Below are 18,176 nucleotides of genomic sequence, written 5' to 3' on the forward strand. Positions count from 1 at the left end.
AGCTGTTAAATTCTAGGGTGTGATCGCTAAAATCCATTCAACTGTTGCAGTATACTTAGTAGCTTTAGGATTTGCACCTTTGGGAACATCTAATTGCACACTGCTTTCTGCAGTATCTGCGTTTCCAAAGCGATCAATCCAAGTCCCTCGTCCCGATCCTGTACCCATTGTTAAGAAAAGTACAGTTGCGTTACCAGGCTTCAACCTCGCATCAGGCACGATTAAAGCGGGTGAAGCATTCGAGTTGGAACTGGTTGTTACCAATTCTTGATTGTTCAAAATAATTTCAGCTCCAGTAAGCTGCTCGCCATCCTCACTACGGAAGCCTTGGCTTGACAGGGTTGCAGTAAGATACCATGGGCACCACTCATCTGGTGAACGAAGATCTGATATTTGTAAGAAATTCGGACGCGTTTGCTCGCCATTGCCATCCAATAAACGTTGTGGCAATGCGTTGTAGGTTGCGTCTTCTTTACTAATCTCAACTGTTCCAAAATTAAATTGAGAAATAAAGTCAATACTCACATTCCCTTGAGTGTCCGACAAACTTGGCGGATTTTCTGGGTTCACTCGTGTATCAGGATTTAGCGGATCTCTTATACCTACGTCTACTTTAGTTACCTTAATTATTGGTGCTGGTGAGAATACAGCATCATGGTAAACATAGTTATCCGCAGGTTGCGTGTTCCCAAGTGCATTATTCGTCACTGGTGGATTAACAACACCCATGGCTGCACCGGCTTTATCTCTTGAAAAGATTTGGAATTTGTCGTCACCATTTAAAGTCATCGTTCCAAAGTTAATGTAGAGAAAACCAGTAGAACTAGTATATCTATACTGTGAGCTCGCAAGCGGTGTACCATTAAGCGTAACTACAACTTCGGATACCTTGTTCACATCCGCTTGATTATAGACAACGGCTACCATTTTCTCTCCCGTAATGTCTTGTGGAACTTCCTCGTAAATGAGAGTCAGAGGTGTCGGCGGAGTAACTTCCTGTACTACCACTGGCGCAATCGAAATATCATAATCCGTTCCTGAATCGTCTTGAACAAATTCGAGTCTAGTAACGCGAACCTTGGCACCGGCCTCTAAGTAGCTATTTAAATTAATTTCAAATAGACCGCTTCGAGGACTTTCTCCCCAAATACTGATCCCGGGGTTACCCATTGTTATACCAGTATATGTTTCCTTAGTACCATTTGTTTTTTCTACTTCTACTGTCGCTTTTACTTCGCCTGAACCTGCTGGACGAGTTGGTTCTGTCCCATCAGTAATGCTTACGTGTCCGTATATTTTCTTATCTGCCGTTGTTGGTACTCGCAGTTCATCTACAGCTACTAAGCGCAGAGAATCAACGATTACACTAGTCGCAGCATCAAACGTTGCGTCATGGTAAGTAAGCATTGTTGCGGGCTGAATATTCCCTACCGAGTTGTTCGTTGCAGGCACATGAGCGATTTTACCCACAGCACTTCCCACGCGATCACGCGAGAATATTTGAATTTTGTCGTTTTCTTGCAAATTCAATCCTGCTAGAGGAATTGAGAATTTACCATTGCTGTCTACCGTCACTTGTGAAGTATTGATAGCAACACCGTTGAGGGTGGCAGTAATATCCACATTTCTGTCTTCAGTAGTTCCTTCAATACTCGTGCTAGTTTTCGAAACAACACCTGATGTAATCACTACAGGTTTCGGCGGAACAATCGGGAAGACTTCGGCTATCCCCGTATTAATTTGATACTCTGATGCTGGATCACCACTGGTCAATTCAACTTTTGTAATACGAACTTTAGAACCTGCCTCTAGGAAACTACCTAATTCGATTGCAAAAATACCTGCCCGTGCGGGTTCACCGTAAATACTAATACCCGGAGTCCCCACTGTTTGCGCATTATATTCTTGCTTTGAGCCATTTGGTTGTTCTACTTCGACAGTCACCTTTACTTCGCCTTGACCTGCTGGACGGGCATTTTCAGAACCTACTTCGACGTTTACATGTCCATAGATTTTTTTATCTGCATTGGTTGGCACCCACAATTCGTCCGCAGTTACTACCGTGATCCCTTCGACTACAAGAATCGTTGCTGCTGGGAAGGTCGTATCATGATAAGCAAGTTCCGTTGCTGGTTGAATATTTCCTATCGCATTATTTGTTTCCGGTACATCAATAATTTTACCGACAGCGCTACCCGCATGATCTCGTGAAAATACTTGGATTTTGTCGTTTTCCTGCAAATTCAATCCTGCTAAAGAAATCGTAAAGTCACCATTACTGTCAATCGAAACCGCAGATGTATCAATTGCTGTCCCATTAAGGGTAGCGGTAATATCTACATCTTTATTCTCTGTATGACCTTGGATACTCGTGCTATTTCTTGGTATATTAGTTGAAGTAAATTCTACTGGCTTCGGTGGAACAATTGGGAAGACTTCAGCTATCCCCGTATTAATTTGATACTCTGATGATGGATCGCCGTTGGATAATTCAATTTTTTTAATACGAACTTTAGAACCTGCTTCTAAGAAATTGCCTAGTTCAATTGCAAAAATACCTGCTCGTGCGGGTTCGCCATAAATACTGATCCCTGGGCTTCCCACTGTATTTGCCGTGTATTCTTTCTTAGAGCCATTTGGTTGCTCTACTTCGACAGTCACTTTTACTTCATTGTCTTCAGCAGGTCGTGCATCGTCTGCACCAACTTCAACTGTTACATGTCCATAAATCTTCTTGTCTGCATTGGTTGGCACTCGCAGTTCATCTGCCGTAACCACCGTTATTCCTTCAACGATTAGAATCGTTGCTGGCTGGAACGTTGTATCGTGATAAGTCAGTGCCGCTGTAGGTTGAATATTCCCCGTCGCATTATTTGTTGCCGGCACATCAGTAATTTTACCGGCAGCGCTACCCGCATGATCCCGTGAAAACACTTGGATTTTGTCATTTTCTTTCAACGTCAACCCTGCCAAAGAAATGGTAAAATCGCCATTCTGATCAATCACAACCTCGGATGTATCGATTGCTTCCCCGTTGAGAGTAGCAGTGATATCGACTTCTTTATTATCCGTATGACCTTGAATACTTGTACTGTTTCTTGGAATATTGGTTGAAGCAAATTCTACTGGCTTCGGTGGAACAATTGGAAAGACATTCACCGTATTCGTGTTAATTAAATACTCTGCTGAAGGATCACCGCTAGTTAATTCAACTTTTTTGATACGAACTTTAGTGTCCGCTTCTAAGTAATCATCTAACTTAATTTCGAAGAGACCTGCTTGCGCTGGTTCTCCATAGATACTGATCCCTGGACTTCCCACTGTCTTTGCCGTGTACTCTTTCTTAGAACCATTTGGCTTTTCTACTTCGACAGTTACATTTACTTCATCTTGACCTGCTGAATGAGTACCGCCGGAGTCAGTTGCAACACTTACATGTCCATAAATCTTCTTGTCTGCATTGGTTGGCACTCGCAGTTCATCTGCCGTGACCACCGTTATTCCTTCAACGATTAGAATCGTTGCCGGCTGGAACGTTGCATCGTGATAAGCAAGTTCTGTTGCTGGTTGAATATTACCCGTTGCATTATTTGTTGCCGGCACGTCAGTAATTTTACCGGCAGCACTACCCGCATGATCTCGCGAAAATACTTGAATTTGGTCATTTTCTTTCAACGTCAACCCTGCCAAAGAAATGGTAAAGTCGCCATTCTTGTCAATCGAAACCTTAGATGTATCAATTGCTTTCCCATTGAGAGTAGCGGTGATGTCTACCTCTTTATTATCCGTATGACCTTGAATGCTTGTACTGTTTCTTGGGACATTGGTTGAAGCAAATTCTACTGGCTTCGGTGGGACGATTGGAAAGACGTTCACTGTATCCGTGTTAATTTTGTGGTCTATTCCTGAGTCACCTTTGGTTAGTTCAACCTTTTTCACACGAACTTTAGCCTCAGCCTCCAAATAGTCATCCAAGCTAATTTCGAAGAGACCCGCACGGGCTGGTTCTCCATAAATACTGATCCCTGGATTTCCTACTGTTTTTGCTGTGTACTCTTTCTTAGAACCGTTTGCCTTTTCCACTTCTACTGTAACGGTTACTTCGTCAGTTTCGGCATCGCGTGTTTGTTCCGAACCGCTCTCATCCGTTGACATGCTCACGTGTCCGTAAATCTTTTTGTCTGCGTTTGTTGGGACTCGAAGCTCATCAGCAGTCGCTAAAAGATAAGAGCTTACTGTAATAGTAGGAGCCGCTTTGAACGTCGTATCGTGGTAAACAAGATCTGCTGCAGGTTGGATATTCCCCGTTGCATTATTTGTCGCAGGTACATCAACAACCCCTGCGCTACTTGCATTACCTGCTTTATCCCGCGTGAAAACTTGAATGACGTCACCTTTTTTCAAGTTCAAACCAGTTAAAGGTATTGAGAATTTCCCATTGCTGTCAATTGTAACTTTCGACGTATCGATAGCCTTGCCGTTGTGAGTAGCTGTGAGCAGCACGTTTTTATTTTCTGTTTTTCCTTCAATACTGGTACTTAATTTTGAAACAGGTGTTAAGTCTTTCACGGGTTCTGGCGGAATAATGGCGAAAGCTTCTACCGTTTTGGTTTTAATCTGATTCTCATAGCCCTCGGTTACTTCACCTTCTGTTAATTCAACCTTAGAAATTCGAACCTTACTGCCTGCTTCTAGTAAATCGTCTAACACGACTTCAAAAAGCCCGCCTTTAGGTTCTTCACCGTAAATACTAATACCTGGGTTTTCATTGGAATGTCCGACCGTTTTAGTCGTATAGGTCTTCTTAGAACCCGTCTTTGGCTCCACTTCGACCGTCACGGTCACTTCATCCGTCTCAGCTGAACGAAGAATGTCCTCTGAACCAGCTGGTAGACTTACGTGTCCGTAGATTTTCTTATCTGCAGTTGTTGGTACCCGCAGTTCATCAGCAATCGCATAGATAAGAGAATTGTCAGAACTCATCCTAGAATAACCAGTCAAACCATCACTACCTAATGTAGTCGTATTCAAAGCATCAGGACGGCTGGAACTTGCTAAAGTATTGAAATTTGCTCCACTAAAGGAATAATTCAAAGCAGGTATACTCAAGTATGGATCACCATCTAGGTTGGTATTCTTTTTCCAAACTGATAGATTAGTATTGGTAGCAGTAAGAGTCCCCCCTGAAGACTGAAAGATATAACCTCCTCCAGCTCGGGTATTGCGTATATCTACTAATTTGGGACGATTGAATTCAACATCTAATGTCGATCCACTTTGAATCGCACCTCTAGTTGCCGAACTCCCTATTCCGCTAACTTTAAAGCTTGAGCCTTCGTTAGTTGTAATCTTTGCCGTGTTTCCTGTGATAATCCCAGCACTATTGGTGGCATTCACTTCGAATTCACCATTATTTTCAAAGACCATGTTGGCTCCAGTAGAAATTCCGATACCTGATGCTGTTTCTACACCTAGCTTGGAACCTTTTGAAACCAGAACTTGTCCGTTACTTCCTGGTAAAGCTAGACCATACTTAAGACCCGATCTAGACTTCACATCAAGTATTGAATTGTCAGTAACTTCTACTTTAGGTGTAGAACCACTCAAACGGACACCATAGCTTAAGAGAGTTGATGAAGAAGCGGAATCAACCGACAGCTTTGACCCACCATTAATCGTTAATTTAGGATTGACATCACTATTACCAATCACAACGTTTGAAGCATCGACTCCATTTTTATTAACTATCTCAAGTTCACTACTATTGTTTAATGAAAGAGCAGCGTTAGAACCGGTGACTGATACAGCATTTGAATCTTTTTCTGTATCTATCTTTAGATGACTATTTTCCATTTCCATTTTTGCTGAAGTTCCATTTATAGTGACGCCTCCACCTCTTGTCACCGTTCTTGCTGAGGTAATTGAAGCTTCGCTATCCTTTATACTCAAAGTAGCTTGTGAACCTTCTAATCTAAGAGCAGGTAGTTCATCATTGTTCAATGTTACTTCTGCATTATCGATAGATACTTGTGCATTTTCACCTACGAGGTTCAAAGAGCGTTTACCATGAGTAGTAAAGACCGTCAATGAACCGCCAGAATGAATGTTTACTTTAGGTGAAGATCCAACCATTGAAATGGCATTATTTCTTGCGTCAAGGGCAATAGATGGTGTATACCCTCCTCCAGTCACATCTAATTTTCCGCCAGTTCGTATATTCAATTCCGGATTAGGGCCAAGCCAATATAATGTATTCATCTCACTACCATCAGCCACTAGCTTCATTTCAGCATTGTCTTCTATCGTTAATTTGGCATTCGCAATACTTTCTTCATAAAGAAAGATTGTCGAATTAGCCCGTTTAATATCAACTTTTGCATGATTAGTTGCTGAAATTTCTTTTACCTTCATCATATTACTACTATCTTTTACCGTATTATGAAGAACGTTGGTCCCTCCTGTAAAAGCTACCTTCCCATAAGGAAGATTAACAAGAGCATAGGGACTCTTCACTTCATCTGATGCATCGATGTCTTCAAATTCAACTGTCCAGTTCTTATTTTCTGCTACTTCTGTAGTCACCAACGCAGTATAAGAAGGTTTTTCAAATGTGATGTTTTCCAAACGAAAAACAGATCCTTCCGCTGCGGAACCTAATTTAAAGGCCGCCTCCCTATCAAACTTAATGCGGTATCCGTTCCCGCGAATGAGCAAAGATTTACTGCGAGCGCTTAATGTACCACTATAGTTATTAAATTCTACATCGGTTTTAAGCGAAATAATCGAAACCTCAGGATCATTGAAGGCTGGTAAAAATTGATTCATGCTTGTAACTTCTACTGTTTTACCACTAGTGAAATCAGCTTCTTGACTAATGGTCTCACTTTCTTCAGTTACTGTTTCTTCTGATTCCGTAGGTTGCTCTTCACTCGCCACGGTTTCTTCAGAACTTACCTCCGGCTCCTCTTCCACAGCTGCTTCACTAATTTCCACCGTTGCTTCGGCTTCACCTTCCACAGATACGCCATAGCTCCCTGCAGTCTCGGCAATCACAGGAATCTCAAAAGAAGTCTGGGCTTGTTGTGATTGAACCTGCCATTCATCTTCTTGCTCAGTCGCTGCTAATGAAACACCTTCTGGCAAGTTATCGTCGACCACTGACAATTCCTTGGCAAGTTTAATCGTGACTTCTTTGGTTTCTTGAGTACTGGAAAATTGAATGCTCAGCGGTTCATTCACCGTACCCGTCATCTTTGTTAGTTCAAACTGATAAGCTGGTGTGCTTACTACCGTTTCATTGATAACAGGATTTGATGGAATCAGTGAGTCTTTTAAAAGTCCTGAGCTATCTTGAGTCAAAACCGGCGTGTTACTTACGGCATAAACAGCTGAGACAGATCCTAAGACACTTCCTAGACTAACCACTGCTATACTACTTAAAACGAATAACTTTTTTACTCCATTCTTCACCTCGTTGCCCCCTATTTTTTTGTTTCAGACTTCTTATTTCGGTAAACGAAATAGCCGACAACCACAATCAATAGAACCAGCGCACTGATGGCAGCTATCATCCACCAGTTAATAGAGTTATCAATGGTTACGTCTTCTCGGTTCAAACGACGCGCTTCATCCGCAGTGACTTCAAAGGTCTTTTCCCAAGACCACTCCTCATCTCCTGATCGAGCAGTCATATTCAACACGTAGGTACCGCTTCTGAAACGAGCGCCTTCTAAAGGAATCGGAAAATTGAAATGGGAGTTGGGTGCCATTTGCATGCCTTCTTGCGTAGTTTCATATAGTACTTCACTTGAACCTTCTTCACGAATGGTCGCTTCCACTTCCAACCGATTGACGAAGGTTGACGTATAGTTCTGAATTGTTGCACTAAAGACATTTCGATAATTGAGCTGATCGGCAAAGACATCTAATAATTCTAAACCCGGATCAGTCGCTGACCGATTGTTGCTGGCAACTACCCCGATGACAAAGGCAAAGTCATTCTTGATAGCAAGACCTGTGTCTTCCTCTTCTTCCTCATTATCATTTTTTACCTCTTTTAACTTGATCCCGCCAGCTAGCACACCAGTAAATTCTTCTTCCGGCATGGTTATTGGAAGATCAACTATCCGTGTTTCATTGGCTTCCAGCGTGACAGTCCCTGGTGCCTGAATCAGTTCCTTAAGAGAACCCGGCAAGGTGGGATCGGGGTCTTCATCGTCTTTTCCATACTCCACCACGCCATTTACATTAGTAAATGCGGTGTGAGCACTAATTTCTATCTCTATCGGCTTGTCAGTATGGTTGTTTAGCTCTAAACCTAAGTTATCCGATTGACCGGCTCCTAGATTCAAATCAAAATAGGCATTAGCTCCACCTTCTAATTGACTCTGAGGTAAGACCGGTTTCACATGGAAGTTGAATTCAGAATTTCCTTCTGCCTCTTCCTCTGCAAAAACCTGAATTGGAATTAGCGAAATGAGGGTCATCAAAGCGAATAAAACTGCTAGCAACTGCCTCTTTCGGCTAGTTGTTTCTTGGTTCATTCAGGCTCTCCTTTCAAAAAGGCGAGAGCTATTCACTCCCGCCTTCGTATTTAATCAGCATTCGAAACTAAAACGCTTCTTGCTATTGTGGAAGTGTTTCGCCGCCTACACCTGCTGTAGAACTCAATTCCCATGTCATGGTTGCCGTATATTTAGCAGCTTCTGGAGTTGCGCTTGCTGGTACTAGTAATTGAATAGCCTCATTCTCCACAACATCGATATCTGGGTCTGCAGCATCATCTGTAAGCTGTGTTTGATCGCCCCATATAACTGAAGAAGTTCCGGCACCTTGTCCATCTGCTGCACTCATTACTGAAACTTTAGACCCAGGCTCAATTGTTACGGTGCTAGCAGTCGGTGCAGAGGTTCCTGCATGATCAATTACAGGATCAGATAGTTTAACTTGGGCACCTGCCAAAGTTTTTGCTGAAGCGCCTGAACCAGTAGTGAAGTTAGACAATTCGACCTTCAGATCCCAACCTTCATGAGTTCCTCGAGTATCTTTAACTTGGGCAAATGATACATATGGTGCTGAAACTGTACCGCCACTACCCGTAATCTCTTCAGCAATCATGTTGTAAACTGCATCTGTAGCAGAAATGCCAACTGAACCGAAGTCCATTTTTTTCGGTACATACATTAAGTTCAAAGGACCATCTGCACCTGGATCAATTGGATCAATTGGATCAATTGGTTCGATTGGTGGTTCAACTGGTGGTTCGACTGTACCGCCGCCGCCATCGTCCCCTTCAATAAATGTCACTTCATTATCTGTCGTACCAGTACGGTTTTCCGCAGCGAAGGTACTTACGCTTCCTGCTACTAATGATGAACCAAGTGTTGCTACTGTTGCTAAACGGATAAGTTTCATGCTGTTTAATCTTTTCAATGTTTTTCCTTCTTTCAAATAGTGTAGTTATAAAGTTGAATTCTTAGCGGACGGTTACAGTCTCACCTGAGATACTAACAGCCGCCGATAAATTCCAAGTTAATGTTGCTGTGTAAGTCGCAGCATCTTTTGCGGTCACTCCAGGGATAAATAATTGGATCGCCTCATTTTCAACGACTTTGGCCCCTTCTGCGAACTGCTTATTCAGTTTTGCTTGATCTCCCCAGATAACAGATGAGGTTCCGGCACCTTTGCCTTTTGGCGCGGTCAGAATATTACTTAATGAGCCATCTGCTTCCACCGTCATGCCAGGTGCATGTGGGGTAGGTGCATTATTCGTTTCGCTTCCGCTATAGTTCAGCTCAGAAGAAGCAAAAATTAGCTTCGCTCCACGCAGCTCATTGTTTTGCGTCTCTGATTTAAACGGGCTCAACGAAAGGGTTAGGTTCCACCCCTCATTACTTCCGCGTCTATCTTGCACTTGAGCAAAAGATACATAAGGAATCTTGCGTGTGCCGTTATCGGCACTTTGCATTTCTGCCTTCATGTTATAGATCGTGTCCTGATTCGAAATTACCTGTTCGCCAAAATCAATCGTTGGTGCATATGCAATTGACAGTGGTCCTGTCGCACCAGGAACAATGGGATCAATGGGATCAATCGGTGGATCAACAATTGGCGGTTCTACAATAATGTCGCCATCATCAGGTACAAAACTTACTTGTCCTGTTGTCTTAGCAACTCTTGCTTCCTCCGCAAATGCGTTGATCCCGCCAGCCAAAGCCATCGTTGTTAATGTGGCTATTGTCGCCCAGCGAATCATTTTCATTAAAATTCCCTCTTCACTCATGTTTCTAGTTGGTCTTGAAACTTCTTACTTTGGCGATACCTATATCTGCCGTAAATGGCAAATATTAGCAGCAAAATACCTAATTGAGTAAACCTGTTTCCAATCAGATCATTCGTCTGCGGCAGTACTCCTGTTCTCTTTGCAGCTGTGCCAGTTCCGGTGGACGGTAATTTCGCTACGAGATTCTCATCATTCACATCTCCAGTTGGAGGGGATGGTACAGGCTTACCTAGCTCTTCATAAACTCCAGTAAACTTAATGCTTATCATGTCATCCGCAGATTTAATCTCTTGGGCATATCCGGTAGTCGTGATTAAGCTAAGTGAGAACAACGCAAAAAAAACAACAGCTTTTCCCCAGTTGGATCGTTTCATTAACCTCCTCCTTTATCGCACATACTTTTGCACTCCTCTAGAAACCATCTTTTCATATGAAAACCACATTAAATTGGAGCAATAAGTGTAATTTCCATATGTCCACTACCCAAACAACTCCTTCCTTCTCAATTACCAGTCCAAAAAAAATATTTTTTTCAAGAGCTCCAAAACTTGATTTACTATTGTTTATGCCTTGCGAACGTTTTTTCTCTCTGAAAAAAATATAGGATGGTTTCCTAAATGATTGCATTTACATTATAATCATCATTATTATTTACAGTAAAATTTTATTTTTCATAAGGTTATGAAATTCATTAATTTTTGACGAAATACAGGCTCATCGGCAAAAGAATACCGTAAAACTATCACTCTAAATATAACTATACAACAACACTTATGTGTAACTTAAAACCTCATTTAAACAAGAAAAAAAGATTTAAAAAATAACTATTTATCGATGAGTCATTTCCAAAAGTCAGATTTCATTCACCTTGTTATTTCCTAACAAAAAAATTAAGTTTTTATATAACGGAGTTGAAAATAGCACACTGTTGTCTACTAAATGAGAATACTTTATGTGGAATTTCGATTAGAGAACATTAGGATAAAATGATGAATTTACCTTTGGTTACATGAATAGCTATTCTAAAAAGATGAGAGAAAGATACTCAAACTGATAAATTCCTTCTATATTAAATAGCTAAATCAAAACATTTTTTGTTATTTTGGATCATCAGATAAAAACGTAAGACTTTTAAAAAACTCTTAATCCATTTACTAACTATTAAAAGTCTGTTAAAAAATTAAATAATACATAAATATATAATTCAACCGTTTCCTTTAAAGGAAGATGGATAATTTGATTAAACAAGTGAATTTTGGTGGTGTTAAAAAGTTATAAGGTTGAAAAAACAAGCGGATTTTATATCTTATTTACATCTGAAGTTAGAAGTGGTAATAGATAAGAAGTATCATTGCGCAGAAAAAAGCGTAAGAATACTCACGCTTTTAAAGTGGAAAATATACTTTAATAGTAAAGAAGTGCTCTTGATAACTGGCGGCTACTTTCCCGCCTTGCTTTTCGGCTAACTGTTTGACGATATAAAGCCCCAGTCCAGTCTGCCCTTTTTCGCGGCTTTGATCGACCGTATAGGTTCGTTCAAAAATCCGTTCGATGTCTTGTTGCTGAAACAGCAGGACATCATTGGTTGTCTGCAAAACCAGATATTCCTCTTCACGCAAGACTTCAATCGTAAATGAACTTTCGGCATAGCGCAGACCATTTTGTATTAAGTTGAATAGGATCCGCTTGGTACTTCGCGGATCAAGCATTATAGGGGTGTGCAGATGTTCTTCTTTGATGGTCACCTGCAATTGCTTTTTCTCAAAGTCACGATAAAACGGCATCAGTGACTCCAACAGTAAAGGTTCTAATATAACTTTTTCAGGGTTTAACACATAATCAGCAGATTCGATCTGCGAGATCTCATAAAAGACATCCGTGACCATCGTAAGGGCATTGACCTTTTGCTGGATGACTGACAAGTAATCTTGACGCTCGGCTTCTGACAAAGTACTGTCTTGCAACAAATCTGAAAATCCTTTGATAGAAGTCAAGGGGGTTCTAAAATCATGGGAAATATTGGTGATCTCTTGTTTCAGCTCACGATTTTGTCTTTTCGCTTGTTGCTGTTCTTGTTTGTAAAGGGTGATCAAACGATTAATGTTCTTAGTAAAGTCGGTTAGCTCATCATTAGTCAGCGTCGGTTTTAGCTGTTCATTAGTCCCAAAATTTTCAATAATCCGATCAAGCTGTTGATTCAACTTTTTCACATTCCTTCGATAGAAATATAAGCGAAGCCCACAACCGATTAAACCGATCACCGCAACTACTAGAAAACCTACAATCATCTGCTCACCCCTTTCTTTTAGATATCTCGTTTACTAAATGAGGATAAGCCCCAAATTAAACTTCCGATAGTGATTGCTAGACCAACCGCCCAGCATTCCCAGCGAATATGAATGGACTGGTTCATAAAATCCAATAAATTGTCAGTAAATAACGTCGATGGAAACAGTCTATATACTGCTGCCAAACTCGGAAATGGGTGGAGCGCTGCACGAACAATGTCTCCAGAAACACCATAGATGACCAGCAGAATGAGAATATTGATGGCACTGGGTTGTTTATTCATTCCCAAAATATACCCCAACACATAGGCACTTAAGATTAGAGGAATCATATTGGCTACACCTTTTAGAAAATTCGAAAGGGTATCTGCTTCATAGGGTAGTAAGGATTGCCCGAAAATAAGCATAGCAGCTAAGCAGATCGCACATAGTAAGGTGAAATACGTCAAAGATACTACCAGCTTTCCCCAAAAGATCGTTTGCCGCGAAATGCCAAAAGAAATCGAATACTTCATCATTTCCATATTATTATTACTTACATTACTGAATAGAAAGCTGATAGCAATTAAAAGTAAATTCATCGCTAGCAGGTTTGAATAGTAAAAGGAGGCCGTTCCGTAACGGAAATTCGGATCCATTTGGGCAGAAAATTTCAAGACCAAAGCAGCAGCAATCACTGCAAACAAACATAAAAAACTAATCGCATAAGTTCTTTTCACGCGTTGTATTCGGTAGTTTTCGCTGATTAAGTAATTCATCATTTATCCATCACCTCCACGAGATCCAAGAAGTAATCCTCTAGATTTAAGCGCTCTACTTGAAATTCGAAGACCTTAATTCCATAACCAATCATCAAACGATTAATCTCGGCGCTATCTTCTATATGATTTTGAATCAGCAAGTAATTTCCAGGAACTACGCTAAATATAATGTCAGGATAAGAACGCTCTAACAGTTCGGCAGCTTGTGCGGGTTTGTCAACTTTTACCTTAATTTGCTTTTTACTCTTTTTCATTAATTCTTCGCGACTCACGTCCTCAACTATTTTCCCCTGATTAATAAACACAAACCGGGTAGCTAGCAACTGCAGCTCACTTAAAATATGACTGGAAATCAAAATGGTGATTTGTTTTTCTTGATTTAGCTTTAGCAACAGGCGGCGAATTTCGTTAATTCCTTGAGCATCCAAGCCATTGATGGGCTCATCCAAAACTAAACAGTCAGGACTAGAAAGCAAACAAAGTGCTAAGCCTAAACGTTGACGCATCCCCATTGAGTATTCGGCAAAGACTTTTTCGTTTTTCTTCAACCCAACGATTGCTAAGACTTCGTCAATCCGTCTCTTTTCGGGAATCCCTCGTTGCAAGCGGAAATACTCCATGTTTTGCTCAGCTGTAAAATCTGGAAAAAATTCTGGTTCTTCAATAATGAAGCTCATCCGTTTTTTAGCTTCTGCAAGCTCTTTTTCTGCTTTGCCAAATAGTTCGATCTTCCCAAAGGTGGGAAGTACTTGACCCGCCAGCATCTTGAAAAAGGTCGATTTCCCTGCGCCGTTTTTCCCAATCAAGGCACAGATTTCTCCTTCGTAAAGGGAGAAATTCAACTGATCAACAGCCATACTTTTTTTGAATTTTTTAGTTAATTGATAGGTTTGAATTACTTTGTCCATTTCCTCATCTCCTTGGTTTAACTTTAACTTTTTCCCGATTAAAAAGCCTTAAGCAAACCATAAAGAAATCGTAAAGCTGCTTAGACCAGCATAAATCCAATCCCCCAAATGGTCTTGATATATTCTTCTTCGGTGTAGAGAGCAATTTTTTTTCGTAGATTGGAGATGTGTACACTGATGGTGTTGTCGTCACCCAGATAGGTTCCTTTCCAGATCGCTTCATAGATCTCGCTTTTGGAAAACGCATGCTCAGGTCGTTCCATCAATAAACAAAGAATATCGAACTCGGCATTGGTTACATGCAACTCGTGTCCGTTAAAACTAGCCTCGATCTTATCGCGATTGACGGCTAACTTCCGCCAGCTTAGACAATCAGTCGTATTTGACCGTTCCGCTTTACGCAATTGAACTTCAACCCGGGCAGCCACTTCTTCTTGATGGAATGGTTTGGTGATGTAATCATCCGCACCCATTTTCAATACTTGGACTTTTTCGTCAATTTCCTGCTTGGCAGAAATGACAATAATCGGCACCTTACTCGTTTCTCTTATTTTTACAATTAACTCTTCTCCCGATACTCCAGGTAACATCAAATCTAGCAAGATCAAGTCATACTCCTGCAACTGAAGCTGCAACAAGCCTTCCGATCCCGAATAAGCAGCAACAGCATCCAAATTAATCTTCTGCATACTGATCTGCAGCAATTTACTGATCTGTGGATCATCCTCAACAATCAAAATTTTTTTCTTCATTTCAATCAAGCTACTTTCTTCCTATAATTTAGTAAGATTGTACCACAGATAGTCAGGAACAATTGGACGAACAATAGAAAAAGGCAGCCCTAGAACAGGACTGCCTAATAAGACAATAAAAAAAGGAACAGCCTAAACGTTTTCGAAATGCTTTCGCACCAACGTCTACCTGTTCCGTGGGTTTGGCACCCAATGGGCTGTGAGGGGCTCGAACCCGCGACCCGCTGATTAAGAGTCAGCTGCTCTACCAACTGAGCTAACAGCCCAAATCTTTAATACTTAGATAGTTTAGCACTTCAACCAATAAAATGCAATAAACAGTTGCTGAAATTTTTATGGTTTTTTTTGCGTTGGTGAAAGGGTGTACTGGCGATAAAGTTGAGGACTGACTTTACAAATTTTACGCTATTTTCTGCAAGACCGTTCGTTGCAAATTATTTCGAATTTTCCTCAAAACAATTTTATATAATTTTTAAGATAAGTTATCTAGTTTCGGTAACTACATTGTATAATCACGTTAATTTTGTTAAAATGAAGAGGAAGGGAGCTAGACATAGATGGAAGAAATTGCAGAACTGAAGCAGTGGGCACAGTCATTAAAGGAAGTTCGCTTGCCACGTTGGGAAGAACTTCCCGAATTAGAATTGTATATGGACCAGGTGATTACCCTGATTGATCGTTATTTGTCTCCTATCATCGAGCCGGAGAAGCATCATTTGCTATCCAGTGCCATGGTAAATAACTATGTAAAACTCAAACTAGTCCCGCCACCTGTCAAAAAACGATACAACAAGAATCACTTAGCTTATTTAATCGCCATTACATTGATCAAGCAAGTGTTAACGATTCCGGATATTAAGCATTTAATTATCATGCAGTTAACTATCGACGAACCAAAAATGGCTTACAATAATTTTTGTCAAAAACAAGAGGAATCGCTGCAATATGTTGCTGAGTTGGTTCTAGCCGGTGAGAATGCTACTGTGACTGCTAGACAAACTAATCCTCGTTACTTGGCAGTAGAAAATGCTGTCGCGTCTTTTGCAAGTAAACTGCTGGTGGAAAAAATCATTGAATTGGAGAAAAAAGAAGATGACTAAAGAAAAAATTGCAATTTTAGTAGATTCAGGAACGGACACGCCGCAAGAAGTGGTTGATAGTGCGCCGATTTTCATGGTTCCTTTACGAATTATTTTTTCAGATAAAGAACTGTTAGATCGCTTGGAGGTTAGCTCAGATAATATTTTCCCTCTATTAAAAGAAGAATTACCTAAGACTTCTTTGCCTAATGGTGAGATGATTACGAAAGTGTTTGACGACATCAAAGAACAAGGCTTTACCCATGTAATCATCATTACGATTTCCAGCGGACTTAGTGGAACATTCAACGCATTAAGAGTGCTATCTGAAGATTACGATGGTTTAACCTTCCACGGTATAGATACCAAAAATATCGGAATTGCGGCTGGCTTTTCCGTTATCTTGGCGGCAGATTTAGTGCAGCAAGGAAAATCTTTTGAAGAAGTCATTGCTGGTGTAGAAGCATGCCTACCAAAAACTAAAGTCTTCTTTAATGTAGATACTTTAGAGTATTTGCAGCGGGGCGGTCGGATTGGTTTAGTTGCTTCCCTTCTAGGTAGTGCCTTGAAATTGAAACCCATCATTTCTTGTAATGATGATGGGATTTATTACACTGTGGCGAAAATTCGTGGCTTAAACAAGAGCTTTGATAAAACAATTCAGATTATCGAAGGTTTAGTAAAGGGGCATAATCACTTTAACCTTGCAGTGGCTCATGCGGATGCCATGGAGAATGCCATTAAAATGAAGCAACGGTTGAAAGATACCTTTCCAAAAGTTGAGAATATTTACTTTGGACCTATTTCACCCGCCTTATCGGTGCATACCGGACCGAATACTCTTGGCGTAGCAGTTCAAATTTTAGATTAATACAAAAAATGAGTGGTACGATGCTTTTACAAGCTACGTTGCCACTCGTTTTTTGTTCTATTCATATAAGCTGTAGCTTCTCAATCAAAAGATTTAAATTCAAAAAAATTATTGAAAAAATCTATTTCTCTACTTTACAATTAGATTTCATATGTTACAATTATATTACAGAAAGATTACAAGGAGTGATTAAGATGAAAAAGGGTGTTTTGAAGGGTATTTTGTTGAGTTTGTTGGTATTGAACTTTCCACTAGCTACGTTTGCCGAAACTTCCACGTCTGTATCTGATCCAACTGCAGCTACTCAAGAACAAACGGTTGACACTAATACGAAGGATTCCGTCACTCCGGATAAAACGATTGATAGTACTGTAACTGAAGACACTAATAAAGCTGGCGAAGATACAAATGATTTAACAGCAGATTCAACAACAAATTCGACTGGTTCTCAAGTTTCTGAGGAGCCAAAAGAGAAAACCGAAGACACTACCCCACCAGATGAAAAACCAAAAGAATATACTCCAGCAGTTATCCGTGACCTATTGGCTAACCCAGATTATGGAATAACTGCAACAGAACTAGCAGGCTATACGGATGAGCAATTGACTAGCGCATGGAAATTATTCGAACGTTATAACTATGATGTTATAGGAATGGATCTTAGTAGTTATGTAAGAGTATTACGAATGGTTTATAAAGATAAAGTGATTTCTTGGGAAGCTGCCGAACAAGCACTAGCTTTTAACCCTAATCAGTATACTACCTGTGCTGAGCTAATCGCAAACATTGATCAGTTGTACAACTATGTTCAAGTTCTTTATCCTAATGGTAATGGATTTGCTAACTTAAGCAAACATTCTAAAGAAACTTGGGTACATGTTTTGAATCATTTAGCACCTGTTCAACAAAGCTTAATTGATGATTATGGCAGTTTGTTCAACGGCGTTGTGAAATGGCTTGAAGCGTCTTCAGTCGGAAATCCACCAATCCAGCAACCTACTGAAGAACCTAAACCAGATCCAAAAGTTGTTCCAGATCCAAAACCAGAGCCAGCACCAGTCGTTACGAAGAAACCTGATGCGCCAGCAAGAACTAAGAAAGAGTATCCTAAAACAGGAGAAGAAAATACTATTTACTTAGCAGTAGCTGGCGGTATTATCATCATCTTGGCAGGTTCCATCATTGTATATAGAAAAAGACGGGCTCACTAAATGAATTAGAGGTTGTAACAGAAG

The 18,176-nt window shown here is 40.6% G+C and carries 12 protein-coding genes and 1 tRNA gene; 3 read left to right on the top strand and 10 right to left on the bottom strand.

What is annotated here, in order from left to right:
• Nucleotides 1–12 precede the first annotated feature (12 nt).
• The 10 genes from IGI42_RS05080 to IGI42_RS05125 form a co-directional block, all read right to left on the bottom strand.
• Entirely contained in the window at nt 13–7,470 is a 7,458-nt protein-coding gene (locus tag IGI42_RS05080) for a WxL domain-containing protein (protein ID WP_438714684.1), read from the bottom strand.
• An 11-nt stretch (nt 7,471–7,481) separates the two neighbouring features.
• Entirely contained in the window at nt 7,482–8,543 is a 1,062-nt protein-coding gene (locus IGI42_RS05085; RefSeq protein ID WP_438714686.1) for a DUF916 and DUF3324 domain-containing protein, read from the bottom strand.
• Between the two features lie 82 nt (nt 8,544–8,625).
• Nucleotides 8,626–9,432: a WxL domain-containing protein gene (locus IGI42_RS05090; RefSeq protein ID WP_438714688.1), complete on the bottom strand. Its 807-nt coding sequence runs from the start codon at nt 9,430–9,432 to the stop codon at nt 8,626–8,628.
• Between the two features lie 43 nt (nt 9,433–9,475).
• The gene (locus tag IGI42_RS05095; protein ID WP_438714690.1) at nt 9,476–10,261 is read right to left on the bottom strand and encodes a WxL domain-containing protein; all 786 of its coding nucleotides are present in this window, start codon (nt 10,259–10,261) and stop codon (nt 9,476–9,478) included.
• Nucleotides 10,262–10,278: 17 nt separating this feature from the next.
• Complete coding sequence (locus tag IGI42_RS05100; RefSeq protein ID WP_438714692.1) at nt 10,279–10,656, bottom strand: hypothetical protein; 378 nt, start codon at nt 10,654–10,656, stop codon at nt 10,279–10,281.
• Nucleotides 10,657–11,667: 1,011 nt separating this feature from the next.
• The gene (locus tag IGI42_RS05105) at nt 11,668–12,570 is read right to left on the bottom strand and encodes a sensor histidine kinase (RefSeq protein WP_438714694.1); all 903 of its coding nucleotides are present in this window, start codon (nt 12,568–12,570) and stop codon (nt 11,668–11,670) included.
• Between the two features lie 17 nt (nt 12,571–12,587).
• Nucleotides 12,588–13,331: a hypothetical protein gene (locus IGI42_RS05110; RefSeq protein ID WP_438714696.1), complete on the bottom strand. Its 744-nt coding sequence runs from the start codon at nt 13,329–13,331 to the stop codon at nt 12,588–12,590.
• Nucleotides 13,328–14,239 carry an ATP-binding cassette domain-containing protein gene (locus IGI42_RS05115; RefSeq protein WP_438714698.1) on the bottom strand — a complete coding sequence of 304 codons (912 nt, stop codon included), beginning with the start codon at nt 14,237–14,239 and terminating at the stop codon, nt 13,328–13,330. The genes IGI42_RS05110 and IGI42_RS05115 overlap by 4 nt, the downstream gene beginning before the upstream one ends.
• Before the next feature lie 80 nt (nt 14,240–14,319).
• Nucleotides 14,320–14,991, bottom strand: coding sequence for a response regulator transcription factor (locus tag IGI42_RS05120; protein ID WP_438714700.1), 672 nt, complete (start codon nt 14,989–14,991; stop codon nt 14,320–14,322).
• A gap of 193 nt (nt 14,992–15,184) precedes the next feature.
• Nucleotides 15,185–15,257, bottom strand: a tRNA-Lys gene (locus tag IGI42_RS05125).
• Nucleotides 15,258–15,548: 291 nt separating this feature from the next.
• Between IGI42_RS05125 and IGI42_RS05130 the strand changes: the two genes are divergently transcribed.
• The 3 genes from IGI42_RS05130 (at nt 15,549) to IGI42_RS05140 (ending at nt 18,152) form a co-directional block, all read left to right on the top strand.
• Entirely contained in the window at nt 15,549–16,091 is a 543-nt protein-coding gene (locus IGI42_RS05130) for a DUF1836 domain-containing protein (protein WP_438714702.1), read from the top strand.
• A complete protein-coding gene (locus tag IGI42_RS05135) occupies nt 16,084–16,941 on the top strand; it encodes a DegV family protein (RefSeq protein ID WP_438714704.1) in 858 nt (285 codons plus the stop codon). Before IGI42_RS05130 ends, IGI42_RS05135 begins: the two co-directional genes overlap by 8 nt.
• A 194-nt stretch (nt 16,942–17,135) precedes the next feature.
• Nucleotides 17,136–18,152, top strand: coding sequence for an LPXTG cell wall anchor domain-containing protein (locus IGI42_RS05140; RefSeq protein ID WP_438714706.1), 1,017 nt, complete (start codon nt 17,136–17,138; stop codon nt 18,150–18,152).
• The last annotated feature ends 24 nt before the right edge of the window (nt 18,153–18,176 follow it).

It is taken from the genome of Enterococcus sp. AZ109 (assembly GCF_051714625.1).
Lineage (GTDB): Bacteria > Bacillota > Bacilli > Lactobacillales > Enterococcaceae > Enterococcus_A.